General features: G+C 36.9%; 17 protein-coding genes and 1 riboswitch. Of the genes, 6 read left to right on the top strand and 11 right to left on the bottom strand.

Annotation, left to right across the window (positions count from 1 at the left end; translation table 11 throughout):
* The first annotated feature begins 68 nt into the window (after positions 1-68).
* The 3 genes from KG732_RS06430 to KG732_RS06420 all read left to right on the top strand — a co-directional run bounded on the left by KG732_RS06430 (position 69) and on the right by KG732_RS06420 (position 1478).
* Positions 69-356, top strand: a complete 288-nt coding sequence (locus KG732_RS06430) for a 4a-hydroxytetrahydrobiopterin dehydratase (RefSeq protein ID WP_213521627.1) — start codon at positions 69-71, stop codon at positions 354-356.
* Between the two features lie 109 nt (positions 357-465).
* Positions 466-708, top strand: a complete 243-nt coding sequence (locus KG732_RS06425; RefSeq protein ID WP_213521626.1) for a hypothetical protein — start codon at positions 466-468, stop codon at positions 706-708.
* 590 nt (positions 709-1298) lie between these two features.
* Positions 1299-1478 (top strand): hypothetical protein, encoded by a 180-nt coding sequence (locus KG732_RS06420; protein ID WP_213521625.1) that lies wholly within the window; start codon positions 1299-1301, stop codon positions 1476-1478.
* A 351-nt stretch (positions 1479-1829) separates the two neighbouring features.
* Here KG732_RS06420 and KG732_RS06415 read toward each other — a convergent pair whose 3' ends face one another.
* From KG732_RS06415 to KG732_RS06385, 7 genes are all read right to left on the bottom strand, one after another.
* A complete protein-coding gene (locus tag KG732_RS06415) occupies positions 1830-2153 on the bottom strand; it encodes a translation initiation factor (protein WP_213521624.1) in 324 nt (107 codons plus the stop codon).
* Between the two features lie 24 nt (positions 2154-2177).
* A complete protein-coding gene (locus tag KG732_RS06410; protein ID WP_213521623.1) occupies positions 2178-2729 on the bottom strand; it encodes a mechanosensitive ion channel family protein in 552 nt (183 codons plus the stop codon).
* The gene (locus KG732_RS06405) at positions 2726-3643 is read right to left on the bottom strand and encodes a septum formation inhibitor Maf (protein WP_213521622.1); all 918 of its coding nucleotides are present in this window, start codon (positions 3641-3643) and stop codon (positions 2726-2728) included. Before KG732_RS06405 ends, KG732_RS06410 begins: the two co-directional genes overlap by 4 nt.
* 157 nt (positions 3644-3800) lie before the next feature.
* Positions 3801-5162: a hypothetical protein gene (locus tag KG732_RS06400; protein WP_213521621.1), complete on the bottom strand. Its 1362-nt coding sequence runs from the start codon at positions 5160-5162 to the stop codon at positions 3801-3803.
* A gap of 210 nt (positions 5163-5372) precedes the next feature.
* Positions 5373-7373 carry an excinuclease ABC subunit UvrB gene (gene uvrB / locus KG732_RS06395; RefSeq protein WP_213521620.1) on the bottom strand — a complete coding sequence of 667 codons (2001 nt, stop codon included), beginning with the start codon at positions 7371-7373 and terminating at the stop codon, positions 5373-5375.
* A 71-nt stretch (positions 7374-7444) separates the two neighbouring features.
* Positions 7445-10369 (bottom strand): T9SS type B sorting domain-containing protein, encoded by a 2925-nt coding sequence (locus KG732_RS06390; RefSeq protein ID WP_367271483.1) that lies wholly within the window; start codon positions 10367-10369, stop codon positions 7445-7447.
* Positions 10370-10578: 209 nt separating this feature from the next.
* The gene (locus tag KG732_RS06385) at positions 10579-11640 is read right to left on the bottom strand and encodes a branched-chain amino acid aminotransferase (protein ID WP_213521618.1); all 1062 of its coding nucleotides are present in this window, start codon (positions 11638-11640) and stop codon (positions 10579-10581) included.
* Positions 11641-11726: 86 nt separating this feature from the next.
* On the opposite strand from KG732_RS06385, the gene KG732_RS06380 reads away from it, so the two are divergent.
* The 3 genes from KG732_RS06380 (at position 11727) to KG732_RS06370 (ending at position 14521) form a co-directional block, all read left to right on the top strand.
* Positions 11727-12278, top strand: coding sequence for a DUF4920 domain-containing protein (locus tag KG732_RS06380; protein WP_213521617.1), 552 nt, complete (start codon positions 11727-11729; stop codon positions 12276-12278).
* On the top strand, positions 12279-12959 hold the full coding sequence (gene mnmD, locus KG732_RS06375) for a tRNA (5-methylaminomethyl-2-thiouridine)(34)-methyltransferase MnmD (RefSeq protein WP_213521616.1): 681 nt from the start codon (positions 12279-12281) through the stop codon (positions 12957-12959).
* Between the two features lie 104 nt (positions 12960-13063).
* Positions 13064-14521 (top strand): aminoacyl-histidine dipeptidase, encoded by a 1458-nt coding sequence (locus KG732_RS06370; RefSeq protein WP_213521615.1) that lies wholly within the window; start codon positions 13064-13066, stop codon positions 14519-14521.
* A 200-nt stretch (positions 14522-14721) separates the two neighbouring features.
* On the opposite strand, the gene KG732_RS06365 is transcribed toward KG732_RS06370, so the two are convergent.
* From KG732_RS06365 to KG732_RS06350, 4 genes are all read right to left on the bottom strand, one after another.
* Positions 14722-15480 carry an ABC transporter ATP-binding protein gene (locus KG732_RS06365; RefSeq protein WP_213521614.1) on the bottom strand — a complete coding sequence of 253 codons (759 nt, stop codon included), beginning with the start codon at positions 15478-15480 and terminating at the stop codon, positions 14722-14724.
* Positions 15480-16487 (bottom strand): iron ABC transporter permease, encoded by a 1008-nt coding sequence (locus tag KG732_RS06360; protein WP_213521613.1) that lies wholly within the window; start codon positions 16485-16487, stop codon positions 15480-15482. Before KG732_RS06360 ends, KG732_RS06365 begins: the two co-directional genes overlap by 1 nt.
* Before the next feature lie 420 nt (positions 16488-16907).
* Positions 16908-18095, bottom strand: coding sequence for a TIGR03862 family flavoprotein (locus KG732_RS06355; RefSeq protein WP_213521612.1), 1188 nt, complete (start codon positions 18093-18095; stop codon positions 16908-16910).
* Positions 18096-18152: 57 nt separating this feature from the next.
* Entirely contained in the window at positions 18153-19310 is a 1158-nt protein-coding gene (locus KG732_RS06350) for an ABC transporter substrate-binding protein (RefSeq protein WP_213521611.1), read from the bottom strand.
* Positions 19311-19473: 163 nt separating this feature from the next.
* Positions 19474-19698, top strand: a riboswitch (cobalamin riboswitch).
* Positions 19699-19823 lie beyond the last annotated feature (125 nt).

The following is a 19823-nucleotide window of genomic DNA, read 5'->3' as shown; positions in this document are numbered from 1 at the left end:
TAAAATTTAAGATGAATTAGGCGAGGTTAAAAGAAAAATAAAAAATACCTTTGAAAAAAATAAAAAAGATGGAAAAATTAACAGAGGCACAAATAGAAAAGCATTTAGAAAATGTCGATGGATGGGATTATTATGATGATGCGATTCACACCACATTTGAGTTTGATAACTTTATGGATTGCTTTTCTGTGATGACCCGCATTGCTTTGGAGGCAGAAAAAATGGAGCATCACCCTGATTGGCATAACACATATGCAACTCTAGAGATCACTCTTTCTACTCATGATGTCAATGGGTTAACAGAAAAAGATTTTAAACTCGCAGCAGCTATAGAACACATCGTAGGAGACGAGTAATATCTCTTAAGGAAATTTAAAACGCTACACGTTCATATGAACGTATAGCGTTTTTTTTATTTTATAGATTGTCCCGTCCTAAAATAGCGATACACTAAAATTTAGTGTAATGAACAAGTCAGTAAAGAAGGGTTATGCAAAAAGAACCCAAAAAGACTACTCGCTTTCTTTTAAGCTTCAAATAGTCGAAGAGGTGAGTCTGGTCAATTGGGCAAGGTTGTCTACTCACCTTAAGTATGGCATTCAAGCCAGGTCAGCGATTACCACATGGCTCAAGAAAGATATAGATACCTTTGATTGGGAGAACCTATCCGTTGTGACCATGGCAAAACACCAGAACAAAGAATCATAGAACTAGAGGCAAAAGTCAAACTTTTGGAAAACAAAAGGCTCGAGCTGAACATCTTGCAGAAAGAGCTGATAGAAGGTAATCATCTTTGATATGCTAGTTGATATGGCAGAGAAGAATATGACATCGCTATCAGAAGAATTACACATGAGTTATTGAACGCTTCAAAGAAGATCAAGAAGAAACAATAGTTTCCACCTGTAACTTACTTAGGCTGAACCCAGACAGGTATATTATCGAGCCATTACGTCTAGAACTCAAAAACAACATATCTCACAACAAGTTATTGAGCTAGTCAGGGCTATACATGTATAATGCCTAAACTAGGCACTAAGAAAGCTATATCATATGTTGAAAGATAAACTCTCTGCTATAAATGTAGGAAGAGATAAATTATTTAGAATACTCAGTGGAAATCATATGCTTATAAAACCTAAGAGATCTATCCTTATAACCACAGACTCACATCATCGCTTTAGAAAGCATAAAAACGTTGTTTGTAACATGGTGATTAATAAACCAGAACAAGTATGGGTTAGTGATATCACTTATTTAGGGACTAGAGAAAACCCATCCTATCTAGCATTAATAACTTGATGCTTATTCAAAAGAATCATGTAGGATATAATGTCTCAGCAAGTCTTTCTGTTAATGGAACACTACAAGCTCTTGAAATGGCCTTGAATAATAGAAAGTATAAAGATCAACCACTTATTCATCATTCTGATGAGAAGTTACAATATTGCTCTAATGAAATACCAGAACCTACTTAAAACAGCATGCTATTAAACCTAGTATGACTGAAAGTACAGTCAAGTACGAAAAACCAGTTGCAGAACGAGTGAACGGAATACTCAAACAAGAAGAGTTTGATGTAGCAAAAAAAAAGTCAAATCTTTAGAAATAAAGAAAGAGACTGGTGAAGAGCTGTTGGTATTTACAATAATATAAGACCACATTTATCAAACTATACTAACACCACAGCGGATGCACGAACAGAATAAACTTAAAATGAAACAGTACAAATCAAAAAATCTCATTGAAGCTAGCTTCAATGAGATTTAAATAATAAATTTAATCTTTAATAATCTGTATCGTTTATTTAGGACTACACAGATTTTAGATTACCCACCAACTCGTTTTACTTTAAATCCCTTTTCTTTAAGCATTTCCATAATCCGATCGCGGTAATCACCTTGAATAATGACTTGGTCATTTTTAAAACTTCCACCAACACCCAGCTGGGTTTTTAATTCTTTAGCAAGAATTTTAAAGTCTTTACTAGCTCCTGTGTATCCATCAATCACTGTATTAATTTTTCCTTTGCGCTTTTCAAATTTACATTCCAAAGGTTGATCTTGTAGCCACAGATTACTTTTTTCTGGTTGCTCTTCTTCTTTAAAGTCGTGTTCTGGGAAAAGGTTTTTAAGTTGGTCACTTAAGTCCATCGAGTATTTCTTTTTATCTTTTAACTATATGGTTCGATCTACATCTTCCTCAGGAGTGTCAAATATAGATTCTTTTTTCTCGTGTAGTATAGAAACTCCTTTTTGAAGTAACATATTATTAGGATAAGTAATGATTTCGCCTTCATCTGTAATAAGTAAGGTGTAAAAACCTTTTATATCACTAATAATAGCGGTTACGGGTAGGTCTTTATCGTGGATACGGATGCGATCGCCTATTTTAAAGGGAAATGTAAAGTAGAGTATAAAGCTAGCGGTAATATTACTTAGTATGCTCCAGTTAGCAAATAAAGCCACACCTACAACAGCAAATGTAGATCCTAATGCGACCCAAAATCCTTCGGTTGCATAGCCCCAAACAAGTATAATGCTTATGGCGCAAATGCTCCACAAAACATAACCTGTATACCGGTTTAAATATTGCTTACGCAATTCTGATCTAGAAACTTTTTTGGAAAACTTTAAAGCGCTCCAGATAATAAAACGGTGAATAATAAAGGTACAAAGCAGTAATGACAGGGTAAGTATTACTTCTGATTTTAAAAAGAAATCGCTCATAATCCTAGGCTATCTCTCATGACAGCATCTTTATTTGAATTCTGTCTCCAATAAGGAGTTGTTATGGTTTTTTTAAGTGTTCCAGTAGAAACCATTGGAGTAGCGCCATCTTTATAACGATCCATCCAAGATAAAATTCGGAAAGGAAATTCTTTTTCTGTTTTAAAGGCTATGGTTCTTCCAAGTTCAATAAATTGGACACTGTATAAATACCCGTCTGTGATCTCGCTTAATTTAGCAACCACATCATAAGGTTTTGTTGGTATATGCTTTAATCTCAAGTATTCAGTGCTCGGTATCATTTGCAGTTCACCTACAGGCATTTCTTTTGGGTTTAACCTCAATTGAATGGCTAGCTGATTTTCGGTGAACACGTTAGCTACTTTAAACTTCTTATTGCCTTCACTTTGAAAATAGGAGTGAAGTATTACATCATAATGCGCTCCACCTTGATTGAGTTGCATGTAAGTATGTCCGCACCATTCTTGAATAGAAGTAGCAATTTTAACAGCATTATCTTTTTTATCAAGTGGTAAAAAAGTACTGCTCATAATACGGTACGGGTAGATCCCTGTATTAAAATTTCTAGTAGCATTTAGTTTGAGTACAGGTCTGTTGCTTGGTTGATTTTGATCTGCTTTGATCTGGTTATTTTTATCAAAAGGTTCTGTAACAAATATCATAACGGCTGATCCCTCTCTCATTTCTCCATATCTGGCTTGACTTAATTCATAGCTAGAGATTTCCGCAGTACCGCTATACCAATAATCTTTAAATTCTTGAGAGAGTTCTCGGTCTTCCAATTGTGCCGTAAGATCTTCACCGATGCTAGTTTTACCGTCTTTTTCTATAGAAACTTTGGTGTTACAGGATTGAACTACCAAAATAAGAGCAACTAGCCGAACATATTTCATGAAACAAAATTTTTTCAAAGATAAAAGTTATGATGTTAAAAAGTGTTATAATGAAGTTTAAAGCTGCATTATTCCCAACTACGAGACTTCTCTTTTTTATCAATACGTCAAAAGACTATTTTTTAAGACGGTCTTGACCTCTTTTGTTATAAGGATTTCATAGTTGATAAATAGTAAAATAATTTTTTTCACTACTCCCATCAAATGTGGCGAAATTATCATTGAATCTAAATTCTAGAAACTCTCCTGCATTGAGATGTATAATATCAGTCAACGACCTATTGATTCGATCTTGTGAGGTTGATCCAAAATTGGTATGTTGTTTTAGGTCTAAAGAAACAAGGCTTACCCCTTTGTAAATAGCCAATCCATGTGTTGAATCTCCATCAAAGTCATTAGAACTAACCTGAATACTTACCATGTAGTAACCAGTTTGAGCTGCGGTAAATCTATTAGTAGTAGTATCAAATTCATTTTTAGTATCAATTGGATCATGATCAAACGGAATTTTTAAATAATCACCCGGATTTGAAGATCCTGTAGATGATTGCCAAAGAGTTCCTAAATGGCCTCTTACAATGGATTTATTTGCCTCTAAATCCTCCCAGTTTGCTACGCCAGTTCCGTCAATAGTGAGGACTTGTCCTGCTGTACCAGATAAAGTTGGCATTTCATAGCCGTCACTGTCCTCTTCATTTCTTATTGCAAAACGATCTCCTCTAAAATAGCCCGAGTATGACGGGTCTGTAGTAGTTGTGCCGTGTTGAGCATAGGCGTAGATGGCATAATTAGTACCACGTGAATTAGCACTACCTATTTCAGAGCGTAAACCATAGTTAATACTGCTCGTTCCATTTGTTGTGCCAACATCATTATTGATTCCAGTTAATGAAGTTGTTGCAGATCCGCTGTCATACACTTTATTTTCAATTCCAATATGATCACCAATACCGTCACTAGAAACATCATTCTTTATACCGTATTTATTTCCTGTTGTACTACTGGTATTTTCAGAATATATAGCATAAGTTGCAGTAAGACTGGTACTTACATTGGAATTATCTATACGTAATGCCGTTCTTGTTGCTACGGGGTCTGTAGATTCAATTTCAATATTTAATTTACCGGTACTTAAGCTTCCCCCTATATTTATATTGCCTTCTCTCTGCACATTTTCAGTCGTATTAGTAGCGGGTACAAAAGTTCCAATTTTATAAAAGGCAGGTGTGTTTATTGCGTTATCTGAAAGATTTTGAAAAGATGAACCATTAAAAAAATAAAAACCTTCCGAGTCAGTGCCGCTTTCCAAATATAAAATGAGTCCTTTTTGGTCAGTTGTTGGTGTAGGAAGAACGGCTACTTTAGGAATAATAATTCCATTAAACTCTCCAGGTCCAAGTGTCGTTTTAGAAACTATTTCTAGATCAGAGGTCGGTGTTGAAGTTCCTATACCGACTTGGGCAAAAGAAATAGAACTAAAAAATGTACCAATAACGATGCTGTAATATGAATTGAACATGATAGTATAATTAGTTAACTAATACTACCACAAGGTACCTCTTAGAATAAGATATAACGTGTAACATTCTCATTATTAAGGTTTAAAACAATTTTAATCGATTATTAGAGCTTATAGTCTAAAAGAAACGTTGATCGGCTATAAAACTCGTCAAATCAATTATCATAACTCCTGGCATCATTTTAATATCAGGATACAGAAGTGCTGATTTTAAACGTCTTTCACTTTTTCTTGCATCATTTTAATTTGATCTCGCAGTCTTGCGGCTTCCATAAAGTCTAATTCTTTAGCCGCTTTTTCCATCATTTTACGAGTATTGCGTATTTTTTTCTCTAATTCTGCTTTAGATAAGTATCCCGCTTCTTCCTCTGCCGCTTTTAATGTAAGTACATCTTCCAAAGCATAAGCAGCTGCTTTTTTTTGATATAGAGCTGTTTCTAATTTTTTCTTTATTGCCATAGGCTTTAAACCATTTGTCTCATTATAGGCAATTTGTTTGGAACGACGGTAATCGGTTTGATCAATGGTTTTTTGCATGCTAGCGGTAATTTTATCTGCGTAAAGAATCGCAAGTCCATTAATATTACGTGCGGCACGTCCTATAGTTTGTGTAAGTGAACGTTGATTACGCAAAAAACCTTCCTTATCCGCATCCAAAATGGCAACCAAAGATACCTCTGGTAAATCGAGGCCTTCTCTTAATAAATTGACTCCTATTAATACATCAAAAATTCCATGGCGCAAGTCTGACAAAATTTCTACACGCTCTAAAGTGTCTACATCGCTGTGAATATAGCGGCACCTGACATTGATACGAGTTAGGTATTTGGTCAGTTCTTCTGCCATGCGTTTGGTAAGTGTGGTGATTAGTACGCGTTCGTCACGTTCTTCTCTCAATCGTATTTCTTCTACAAGATCATCTATTTGATTCTGACTTGGGCGCACTTCGATAACGGGATCTAATAGTCCTGTAGGTCTTATGATTTGTTCTACAACAACCCCTTCACTTTTAGCCAACTCATAATCTGCAGGTGTAGCACTTACGTAAAGAACTTGATTTTGCATCGCTTCAAATTCCTCAAATTTTAGTGGACGGTTGTCCATAGCAGCTGGCAGGCGAAACCCATAATCTACTAAATTCTCTTTTCGAGACCTATCCCCGCCATACATAGCGCCTACTTGAGGAACGCTCACATGACTTTCATCAATAATCATAAGAAAGTCTGCTGGAAAAAAGTCCAGTAAGCAAAAAGGTCTTGTACCGGGTTGACGACCGTCAAGATAACGACTGTAATTTTCAATACCAGAGCAGTAGCCCAGTTCTCTAATCATTTCTAAGTCAAATTCGGTTCTTTCTTGCAGTCGTTTAGCTTCTAATGGTTTTCCTATTTCTTTGAAGTAATCGATTTGTTTTACTAAGTCTTCTTGGATAGCATGTATGGCACCTTGTAGAATGTCTGGAGAAGTCACAAACATATTTGCTGGATAGATCGTAATTTGATCAAAGCGTTCTAATACGCTTCCATTCACTGGATCAAAACGCTCAATTTCTTCTATTTCATCTCCAAAAAAATGAATTCTAAATGCAGTATCTGCATAACTAGGATATACATCTAGGGTATCTCCTTTTATCCTAAAATTACCTCTATTAAATTCTGCAGTGGTTCTGGAGTATAAGGATTGCACTAATTTATGAAGTAATGCTGTTCTAGCAATTACCTCGTCTTTTTTGATTCTGACAACATTTTTTTGAAACTCGACAGGGTTTCCAATACCATACAGACAGGAAACTGAGGCAACTACTATAATATCCCTTCTTCCAGAAAGTAGGGAAGAAGTGGTACTCAATCGCATCTTTTCTATTTCTTCATTAATAGAAAGGTCTTTCTCAATATAAGTTCCTGAGGATGGTATAAATGCTTCCGGCTGATAATAATCATAATAGGAAACAAAATATTCCACTGCATTATTTGGAAAAAAGTCTTTAAATTCAGAATACAATTGAGCTGCTAATGTTTTGTTGTGACAAAGTACCAAGGTTGGTTTTTGCACACCTTGTATTACATTTGCAGCCGTAAAGGTCTTACCACTTCCAGTAACCCCCAGAAGTGTTTGATATTTTTCATTAGCTTCGATTCCACTGATAAGCTTTTTGATCGCTTGCGGTTGATCTCCAGTAGGAGAAAATTCTGATACAATATTAAATTCCATGAACGGTAAAAATAGGTTTTTTAGCATTCCGCTTTCGCGAAAGCGAGGTTAAAATAATACCAACTACTTGATTATCTTTTGAGAGAGAAATGCCCCTTAAAACTGCGGCCATCTATTAATTCCACCAAGTACCAATAATCAGTACTAGGCATCGGGTTACCTTGATACATTCCGTCCCATCCCGGTCCTAATGGACTTATTTGTTTTAAAAGTTTTCCAAAACGATCAAAAATATAAATCTGTGCATTGGGCTCAGTTTCAATCGCGGTTACTTGCCAGTAGTCGTGGAATCCGTCTTCATTAGGAGTGAAATAAGGTGGTGCAGCGATAATGGTTGCTGGGGCGGTTACTAGGTCGCAGCCATTTACATCTCGTATATAAACCGTGTAATAACCTGGCAGTAAATCGGTAAAAACGTTACTTTCTTGAAAAATAAAATTATCAATGCTGTATTCAAAGGGGCCATCTCCGATAACGGACACTTCAATGCGGTTAGATCTTAAAGTAAATTGCTCAACTTCTACCGCGACAATCTGAGTGGTCTGGAAATTGGTCACTGTTGTGGAGCTGCTATCTTCACAGCCGTTTTGATCTGTTATAAGCACGGTATAGGTTCCCTCATCAGTAATACGAATACTGGATGTAGTTGCTCCAGTATCCCACAAATAAGTGTCAAAACCCGGAGTTGCCTCAATAATTCCCTCTTCGTTGATACATTTGGAGAAGTCGGCAGTAGTAGTCACTATAGGTTTTGGAAACACTTCTAAACGCAATGGCTGTACATCATAACAAATGGCCAGGTCATTGTTCTCTAGGCGTATCCATATAACTTCTTGATTCATGGTATTCGTATAAGAAGTGTTTAAGGGATTGTCATCTAATTCTGCATCTTGTTGTGAGCTGTGAAAGGTGGTTATAAGATTTCCAGGTTGTGTATTTTGAATAGAGGTTATCAAAGAATTCAAATCAAAAACTTCTACTAAATCTCTAGATTCATCATCACAAATGCTCACATCATTTATCACAGGAATTAGGGGTTGTGCGATGACATGAAGATGAAAAGAAACAACTTCATAGCAAGTGGTGTTGTTCACATTTTCATAACGTATAAAGATTTCTTCTTGAGCCATAGTATTGTCATAAGGGGAGCTAATGGGGTTCTGTCTCACATCTGCTTCATTTTGAAACCTGTAAAAGGAATAGTTCACTAGCACAGGGTCTTGAGTCCCTAAACCTTGAATGGCTGCAAGATCTAAATCAAATGATTCTATCCCATCGTTACTAAAATCGTCACACAAGATCAAATCATCTACCATCAATGCTACAGGAAGTGCATGAATAATCACGTCAAAAGAGGTAGTTACAAAACAACCATTTGACAATCGACTATCGATTCTTAAAAAATAAGTGCCGCTAGCAACCTGATCGTTATCAGCTATGGAATTAAAATCAGTTACCGCATCTTGTAGACTAGAATGAATAGTGACTTCAAAGTTGTTAGGGTTTTGAACACCTAAGGCGTTAATTCTTGTAGCAGTAAAGTCTATGGGTGCGATGCCGTCATTGGAACTATCATCGCATATGCTTATGTTATTAACGGTATTAGTATAAGGAGTATCGACTATCTGCACAATGCGGCTGGAATTAAAAATACCTGTGGGAGTTGTCAAAACAAGATTCACCGTATAGGTTCCAGCATTGGTATAGATATGAGTAGGGTTGATCAGTGTAGAACTATTAGCTGCACCACTGGCAACATCTCCAAAATCCCAACTAACGGAGCTATTAGGACAAGTGGCTATTTCGTCTGCAATGAATTGTGTGGTGGTATTGCTACAACCTTCATTGACAGAAAATGATGGATTGAAAAACGCATTGTAAAAAGGAGGCAACCCTTCATTGCTATTTGTCCCTGGGGTTAATGACAGGCCGTTGTATTGAAAGTTACATAAGGCACCTATGTTATTAGGGTTGTTGATTACTGCAAGCCATTCTTGCTCATCTCGGGAGTAGTAGATCTTATTGTCAGGAGCAATTTGTAACGCACCACGTGCCACGTCATCAGTAGCATCGGCGGAATCACTTTGATAGATCACTATCGGATTGTTTTCAAAATTAGGGGTTGTGGTATTGTATTGTAACAACAGTCGTTCGGCAGCTACAAGACCACTTCCTAGTGTATTGAGATCCACATACACCAGTCTAGAGTCCAAGGAAAACTCTGTTCCATAAGCTTGATAGCCGGCAGGAAAATTCATCCTTACCGGATTATTGACGAAACCGGTACGGTTGTCAAAATCAAATAACCAGGCACCTACACCAGATTCATCTGGGATGCTCGTATCCACATATAATTGAGTCATCATGGCTACTTTTGAGCCATCAGGAGATACTTTTAAATAACCCCGCTTATCTGTAGTGCGAGTTGCCTGACTGAGAGAATTTACACTGGCAGACAAATCCATCCCATTGGGCGTTAGTTTAAAAGCGTAAAACTGATTAAAACTTAAACTACCTGGAATACTTTCAGCATAAGTGACGATCCATGCGTCTTGACCATTTGCTGCAACTGCTGCAAATAACTTTTCAGTACTGTTAGCTAATAAGTTGATGTTTTTTTGGGTAACAATAACATCCCCAGTCCCATTATTTAAATTCATGTCTACAACCGAATAATACAGGCCAGTGGTAGCACCTATGGAAATGGAAAACACATAATAGAGATCGGGGTTGTTAGGTAACGGAATCACAATTGCAGACTGTGTGCTGGAGGGGTTTCCAAATAATCCATTACCATTTGGCATTACTAGGTGATTGCGATCCCAGATGCTACTACCATCGGTATAAAAGAGTAAGCTACCGCAGGCGTCTGAAATAGCCGAGCAGCCTTCAATAGTATTTAATTGTCCTATGTTATTAGGTACAGGAACGCCGGTGTTAAAATCAATTCCAGCATTAGAACCAAAAAACCACCAATCGGCTTGATTTTGTGACACAACAGGAAGGGCTAGAAGCAGCAGAAAGATGGAAATAACTATTCTCACGCTTTAAAAATATAGAAAGAAATCAATACCGAGGCAATTATTCATTTGAATTCATTTTTCTAATAATAAATTCTTGCTATACTTATCGCGGGTATAACCTATATCATTAAAAATGCCTACTGAATAGCAGGCATTTTTAATGATATCATATATTCTGATATTTAGATTTGAACTCTCCAACCGTGACGGTCTTCTGCACGATTGTATTGAATATCTTTTAAGGCTTTTATAAGCTTAGTTGCATATGAATCCGTATCCACTGGAAGTTCGTATTGGAACTCTTCATGTTTATATCCTTTGATAGGAACAATTACCGCAGCAGTTCCGCTACCAAATATTTCTTTAAGTTCTCCATTTCTGGCAGCCTCATTTAATTCCTTAACAGAAACACGTCGTTCTTCAACAGGAATACCATGATCTTTGGCCATTTGTATCACACTTCTTCGGGTAACCCCGTTGAGAATACGGTCATTATGAGGAGCAGTGAGCAAGGTATCACCTATTCTTACAAATATGTTCATGGTACCAGCTTCCTCTAGGTATTCATGAGAAGCGGCATCGGTCCAAATAATTTGTTGATAACCTTCTTTAATAGCGAGGTTATTTGGATAGAAACTAGCGGCATAATTTCCTGCTGCTTTAGCGTATCCTACGCCACCATTGGCAGCTCTAGAAAATTCTGAAGCGATAACAACACGTACATCTCCCTTGTAATATGCAAATGCAGGCGACATGATGATCATAAATTTATACTCTGTTGAAGGTGCTGCGGCAACACCATTCTCACTAGCAATCATAAATGGCCTTAAATAAAGTGAAAGTCCTTCACCGTATCGCACCCATTCTTTATCAAGATTGATAAGATTCTTAAGTCCTTCGATAAAAATTTCTTTTGGAACTTCTGGCATCGCAAGACGTTTTGCACTTTCATTAAAACGCAACCAATTGTCTTCCGGTCTAAAAAGAAATACTTCACCATGAGCATCCTTAAAAGCTTTCATCCCTTCAAAAATAGCTTGGCCATAATGAAATACTTTACAACTAGGTTCTATTTGAATAGGCCCATAAGGTTTTATTTTTGCAGTACGCCACGCTCCGTTACTCCAGGTACATTCCAACATGTGGTCTGTAAAAGTTTTTCCAAAAGTTAAATTATCAAAATCAATAGTATTGATTTTGGATTTTTTTACCTTTTCTATAACGATTTCGTGAGTAGGTATCATGGTATTGTAGTTTTTTTGCAAAGATACTCCATAAGGACTACTATTATGTCCAAACGAATTCCTAAATTTGTTTAAATTATAAACTTATGAAACAGCTGATTACAGGAGTATTTGCTATCTTTTTACTGCTAGGATGCAAAGAACAAAAACAAGAAGAAGAAATGCCAGCCATTAATGACGAGCAAGTTCAAGAAATAGCTTACATGAATTACGGTGCAGAGTTTTCTAACAATGACGTGATTGATGCCATGGAATTAGGAGCTATGTATAAGACTATGAAAGTAGGTGATACTACTGCAGTAAAAGTAAAAGGAACGATCGCAGAAGTATGTGTAAATATGGGTTGTTGGATTAAAATGCCAGTAGGTGACGCTTCTGTGACAGTTAAATTTAAAGACTACGGTTTTTTTCTTCCTAAGAATGGTCAAGGAAAAGAAGTTATATTAAACGGTAACGCATTTAAGAATATCACACCTGTAAAAGAATTACGTCATTATGCTGAGGATGCTGGGAAATCTAAGGAAGAAATTGAAGCAATTACAGAAGAGGAAGTTACTTTAAGCTTTGTTGCCGATGGTGCTCTTGTAGAGAAGTTTGACAACCCAGATGTAGAAGTAGCTGCCAAAACAGAAGAATAAATGAAGCGTGAGATCATGATGACAGGAGATGGATCCAAAACTATTCACATGCCTGATCTCAATGAACAATACCATTCTAAACACGGCGCCTTGCAAGAGGCGCTTCATGTTTTTATACAAACCGGGTTGGAATATTTTTTAGATGTCTCGCTTTCGCGAAAGCGAAACTTCCAACAAGAACCTCTTCAGATTCTAGAATATGGTTTTGGAACTGGTCTTAATGCCATGCTTACCGCTCAACATTCATCTAAAATACCTGTAGTTTATAATGCAGTAGAAGCCTTCCCTATTTTAGAAGAAGAAGTGCTGTCGATGGATTACGGTGAGCTATTAAAAGATCAGCTATTATATGAAGTCATGCATCAGTCAGATTGGGAGAAACATCAAGAGATCACTTCTCATTTTACTTTGTTTAAAAAGCAAAAAGCTTTTGAAAAAATTGCAAATGAGGATGAATTTGATTTGATCTATTTTGATGCTTTTGGTCCGCGTACTCAACCAGAATTATGGACAGAAGCTATTTTTAATGCCGCTTACAAGGCGTTGAAGAGCGGTGGTGTGTTAACCACTTATTGTGCTGCTGGGCAAGTACGGCGCAATATGCAAACTGCAGGGTTTATGGTAGAGCGTTTGCCTGGACCTCCAGGAAAAAGAGAAATGCTCAGGGCGACAAAAAAATAAAGCATCCCTCTCTTAAATCAGCAATCAAATCAATAATCTTTTAGCAAATACTTAAGGCGGCTACCCTGGATGTACCGCTATATTTGTACAAATCATAAATTACTATGTCTAAAGAAGTAAGAGAACAACAACCACAACTATTATGGAAGCATTTTGCAGATTTAAATGCGGTTCCTCGGCCTTCTAAAAAAGAAGAACGTGTTCGTGCGTTTATGGTAGCGTTTGGTAAATCACATGACCTAGAAGTGATAGAAGATGCTATAGGTAACGTGATCATAAGAAAACCTGCTACTTCAGGAATGGAGGACCGCGAAAGCATCATCATGCAATCGCACTTAGATATGGTGCATCAAAAGAATAATGATACCGACTTTGATTTCTTAACTCAAGGAATTGATATGTTTGTTCAAGGAGATATCATCAAAGCTAGAGGAACTACTTTAGGAGCAGATAATGGTATAGGAGTCGCTGCAATCATGGCAGTACTTTCCTCAACAGATATTGCACATCCAGCAATAGAGGCTCTGTTTACGGTAGACGAAGAAACGGGCATGACCGGAGCAAAGGAATTGGATAAAACTATTCTGACTTCAAAGATCCTATTGAACCTAGATACAGAAGAAGACGACGAGATTGACATAGGTTGTGCAGGTGGAGTAGATGTTACTGCTACCAAAACCTACCCGCTAGAAGCTGTTGATGGGAATTATATATCAAAAAAAATTACCGTAAAAGGTCTTAATGGGGGTCATAGTGGTATGGACATCATAAAAGGATTGGGTAATGCCAATAAAATGATCACGCGTCTTGTGGATGCCATGCAAAAAAGAGGTGCAGTACATTTTCAATCTTTAAATGGAGGTAGCTTAAGGAATGCAATTCCGCGAGAAGCGGTAGCAGTAGTTAGTTTACGCAAAAGCGATTGGGAGCAAATGTGGAACACGTTTAACAGGTGTAAAGATGCGATTCAAGACGAGTATGCGGCTTTAGAAGAGCATCTTAGCATAGCTATAGAGGCTATTGAAAACGCTGAAGTGCTTACCGAAAGCGACAGCCGTGAGTTGGTATATTGCTTATTGGGAATTCATAATGGTGTATACCGTATGAGTCCAGATATTGATGGTCTTGTAGAAACTTCTAACAATTTAGCTCGTGTAACTTTAGAAAACGGGGAACTGCAGATTGCTTGTTTAACAAGGTCCTCGGTAAAAAGTTCTAAGACGGATCTTTCTTCTAGTATTGTGGCTGTAATGAAGCTTGCACAAATGGACGCCAAACTCTCAGGTGATTATCCAGGTTGGCAACCTAACGCCAACAGTACTATGTTAGATATTATCAAAGCAAAATATACAGAACTGTTCGATCATGAACCTAGAGTAGTAGCCTGTCACGCAGGACTTGAATGCGGTCTTTTAGGAGAGCGTTACCCGGGGCTAGACATGATTTCCTTTGGACCAAATATAAGAAGAGCACACAGTCCAGATGAGTATGTAGAAATCACATCAGTACAGAAGTTTTGGAAACTTCTTTTAGAAGTATTAAAAGAGATTCCTAAAGCTTAATTTTATTTATAGAAAACTCTAAAGCTCTTGAGAAATCAAGGGCTTTTTCTGTTACAACATTAAAACAGAAACTACAGCTCCAACGTGTATTCATTTGATCTCCCAGAAAATTTGCTAGAATTAATACTTATTAAAGAAAAATGATGGCTTCAAATTGGTCTTTAATCTAACACTGCGATCTAAGCAGTAAAGGAGATTTGTTATTCAAACCTAAAGGCCATCGTTCCATTCTCAAAAATCACATTTTTGGAAGGAAAAATAGTTTCTAATCGGTTAGAATTCTGAAAGTCAACGGTAGGTTGATGAGCTATGATACCTTTATGTATACTGACCACTTCATCGCTTAAGGACAAGGCAAGTTGTATTTCGTGTGTGGCATAAATAATCGTTTTCCCCTTTTTATGACAGTAATCTCTTAGTAGCAGTAGCAAATCGGCTTTGTGGTTGATATCTAAGTGGCTGGTGGGCTCGTCCATCAGCAGGTATACTGTGTCTTGAACGATAGCTCTAGCAATTAAAACTCGTTGCAATTGGCCATCACTCAAGGTTCCTGCTCTTCGGTTTTCTAGATCTTTAAGATCAAAATTCTCTAAGACGTCATTGATAATTTCATGATCTACATCACTAAGGGTACCTATATAATTGGTGTAAGGTGCACGACTTAATTCCAATAACTCTCGAACACTTAAGAAGAAGCTAAAGGCTCTTTCGGTGAGGACTATGGAGATAAATTTGGATCGTTCTAATGCGGTATAATTCTTCCAGTTTTTATTTTCTACGACCACCTTTCCGTTGATGAGGTGCTGCCCACTAGCTATGGCTCTTAGTAAAGTAGATTTTCCTGATCCGTTGGCACCTATAAGGGAGATGAGTTTCGCTTTCGCGAAAGCGAGATCTCCAGCATGCTCTGCCACAACGCAATGACCATATCCTACCTGTATGTTTTCTAGTTGAATCATTAAAAATGCAAATTACGTTTTCTCAGGATGAGCCAGATGATCAGTGGTGCTCCTAGCAATGAGGTAACAGCGTTAATAGGTAAGGAATAGTTTGAAAATGGCAGTTGTGATACCAGATCGCAAAAGAGTAGGAGTGTAGCCCCCAATAATAAGGTCGTAGGGATTAATATTTTATGGTTCACTGTTGGTAATATCAGTCGCGCCAAATGAGGTACCGCTAAACCTATAAATGCAATAGGCCCAGCAAAAGCAGTAATACTACCTGCGAGAATACTGGTGATGATAATGATGATCCAACGTGCTTTTTTAATGTTGATACCTAGACTAAACGCATAGCTTTCTCCTAATAACATGGCATTCAATGGCTTGATGATCCAAAGCAATAAGAGCATAGCAAGAATAAACAACAAACCTATAATAAGTAAATCATCCCAATTAATGCTTCCTAAACTCCCTAAAGACCAAAAAACATAACGCTGCAATTCTTCACTACTGCTGAAGTAACTTAAAATTCCTACTACAGCGCTACTCAAACTACCTACCATCAAACCAACGATCAACAGCCCCATCGTGTCTTTGATCCTAAGCGACATGAGAATAATCAATAACAATACGGCTAGACTTCCTATCACACTTGCTGTAATGATCCCAAAACTGGAAATAGTACCTATTCCTAATGCTGTTGCGCCCATTATGACAAGTGCTACCCCTAAGCCTCCACCACTAGAAATACCTAAAACAAATGGACCCGCCAGCGGATTTCTAAACAGTGTTTGCATGAGTAAGCCAGCAACGGCAAGTCCAGCACCAGTAAATACTGCCATGACCGCACGAGGCAATCTCAAATCGGTGATGATGTACCTCAGTGCGGTGCTTGTTTCTGGGTTTTCACGACCTAATAAGGCATCCACAACTTGTTGAGGTTCTATATATACAGTGCCTAGACAAATGTCTGCAATAAAGAAGACAAGGAGCAGGTTGCTGAGTATGATGAATTGTTTTTTCAAAAGATTATTATAATCTTATTCTTTAAATAAAAAACGAAGGTACGGCAGAAAGGAGAATTAGACTTTTTTATTAGAGGTATTGTTCCTAATTCAAGAGGTCATCTTTTTAAGAGGGAGACCTTTCAATTTAGAACGATGTCTTTTACTGCACATTTTAAATCACTACTCAGTTAAAATAAAAGTAGCCTATTAGCTCAATTATGGGATGCTATTACGGAAGTGTTTACGATGAGTTCACTCCTATCTAGTCTTTTGAATAATAAAAAATCATTTAAGTATAGTTGTATTCTTAAATAATGAATCCTATTTATATACCAGTGACAGATAAGTATAAGATGATACCTTTCGCGCAAGCGTTCTCATAAATCAGTCTCAAATTAAATTTTTTATGTCAAATAAGAATTTAAACCAATACTCGATTTAATGAATTTTATTTAAATAAGCAGCTAAATAAACCCCTGTACTTGCACAAGCTTGTAACAAATAGCCACCAGTAGGTGCGTCCCAATCCAACATTTCTCCAATACAAAATTGATGAGGTATTTTTTTAAGTTCAAAGTGGTCTGATAATGCTTTTAGATCAATGCCACCAACAGTAGAGATGGACTCGTCTAAACTTGTTGTACGGATCAAATCCAAAGAGAATTTTTTAATATTTTTTGCCAAAGATTTGGTGTTTAAATAAGTTTCTTTGGACAGGTATGTTTTTAATAGATCTATGGCGGGAGTGCTTAATTTGAGCTCTTTTTTTAGAATATCCGAAGTTGTTCCAAACCTTGATAATTGTATTTTAGAAAGCACGTTTTCTAAAGTTAAGGAGGGTTTAAAATCTATGTAAACACTAGCGAAGGAATTTACTTGAAATTGTTTTCTTATTTGTGGACTTAGTCCATAGATCGCGTTTCCTTCGATACCGTATGAGGTAATGACCGCTTCCCCCTTTTGTATCACAGTATTACAAGTAATAGTAATGTTCTTTAAGGGGGCACCTTCATTCTTCTTTATAAAATTAGTGTTCCAATTAATATGATAGCCACAATTGGATGCTTGAAATGCATTGGTTTTGATTCCTTTTTTTGAAAAGGTATCCAGCCAGCTACCATCAGATCCTGTAACTTTCCAGCTAGAACCTCCTAATGAAAACACGGTATAATTTGCCGAAATGGATTGATTATTAATGATCACATTTCCACAAGAATCCCAATCAGAAAAGGTGTGTTCATATTTTAAGATTACGTTCTTTTCTTTTAAGTGTTGGAGAATCGCATGAAGTACTTCAATAGGTTTGATCCCTTTTTTTGGATACACTCTTTTACTACTTCCTCTATAAGTTGGAATGCCTATTTGATCAAGCCAAATTCTAAAATCTGTATTGTTGAAATGACAAAGGGCATTAGTCAAAAAATCGTCTGGTGTATATTTATGGATTAATTCTTTTACGGCTTCTGAATGTGTAAGATTGAAACCTCCTTTTCCAGCAACTAAAAATTTACGACCAGACGTCTTATTTTTCTCATAAATAGTCACCGAAAATTTGTCAGCATCCAAAAATGCAGCTAATAAAAAAGCTGCTGGTCCACCACCTATAATTGCAACATTTTTTTTCATTAGGGAACATTCTAGTTATTAGAATTTTGAAATATCTTACGTAATTCTAGTTAGAGTTTAATCTTTTAGGGGTTTAAAGAAGTACAATTCATGATAGGGAAGTAGCTCTGGGTGCAATATTTTAACTAGGTCTTTTAAAACCAGATCTGGTCTCATACTGGCTTCTTCGTAATAAGTAACTCCCCCTTTAGCACCTATAGTAAGCGCATGAGTATATACTTGTTTGTTTTTAAAGGCATCAAACAGCGCATAGGATTGATTGTCTGCAAGCATTTTAGAATAACTGGTATATTGTGCTGGCGCGATCCAATAAGTGGCTTTACGACCATCCATCAGTACTTTTTCTATGTTATAGGCGAGTGAACCATTTCCTTCTGTTGTTGCATAAATATAGTCTGCTCCTGCATCCTTTAAAATTTGTCCTTGCCAGGAGTTTCCATAAGGCAAATACCATTGATCGTTCCAAGTTGCGCCACTCAGCACCTGAGGTCTTTTAGCCTTTTCTATAAGTTTTAAGGTGTTTAAATATTCTTTTTCTATAGCATTAAAAATGCTATCGGCTTGCTTCTCCTTGCCGTATAGTACTCCAAAAAGCTTGATCCACTCTGCTTTTCCTAATGGATGTTGTTCTACCCATTCTCCATTATATAGCACAGGAATTCCCGCCTCTTCTATTTTTTGATAGGTAGGGTTGCTGTCATTGATACTAAAACCCATCACTACGTCTGGCTCAAGAAGTAGGGTGCTTTCCACATTTATGAGTTGGTTGGTTCCTAGTTCTTTTACTTTTCCGGTTTTTATTAAAGCTCTTACTTCTGGAGCGCTGATATAATAAGTACCTGGAAAACCAATCAAGGATTTTTCTTCTCCTAAAAAGACTAATGGCGGGATATGAGTAGTTGATGTCAGGACGATACTTTCTATAGGAATTGAAATGGTTACTGCGGCTCCTGTTCCTTTAACTAATGCCCCTCTTTGATCTTTAACCAATTGAAAAGAATAGTTCACAACACTTTCTGGCCATGGATTCATTATGGTTACTTCGTAACCAGTATCGGTGCTTTGAATCTGAAAGCCATGAGCATAGTTCACTTCGATATCTTGGTAGACAGAACGATCAGATTTCTCTACAGTATTTTCGGTAATCTTGTTTTCATTTTTACAAGATGGTAAAAGTGAACAACTAATAAGAAGGTATAGTAACGTCTTTTTCATGAGACTTCAAAAGTAGTTATAATGAAGGGTTTGAATGGACTTCTTTCTGATTTTGATAAAATTCTTAAGCTTCCTAGTTTATAGATACTATTTAATAGTATTTTCGCAACTTAAAATATGGTTTTTTTAGCTGGGGTAAAATGCCGCTTTCTTTTATTGATTAAAAAAAGGAGGTGGATATCGCATTCATTTCGACACGAAAGCAAAAAAATTAAAAGGGAATCTAGTGCAATTCTAGAACTGTTCCCGCAACTGTAAACAAAATGTCTCTTAAAATAGAGGCAACCTATCTAAGATAGGATAAAATCAAAAAGGCCACTGAGTATAGGACTTGGGAAGGCGATTTTATTTTGAAGTCAGGAGACCTGCCAAATTTTCAATTAAATTATTGTTCATCTTCGGGATAGAGATAACGATGAGTTTATACTAATGGCTGGTTGCGTCCTGAATTAAATTTTGTACAGGCTGCACCGATACCTTGTAATAAGGGTTTCTACATCATTACTGTACCTG

Origin of the sequence: Nonlabens sp. (assembly GCF_018401815.1) — a bacterium.
Lineage (GTDB): Bacteria > Bacteroidota > Bacteroidia > Flavobacteriales > Flavobacteriaceae > Nonlabens.
This window is presented reverse-complemented; position numbering and strand designations above follow the sequence as displayed.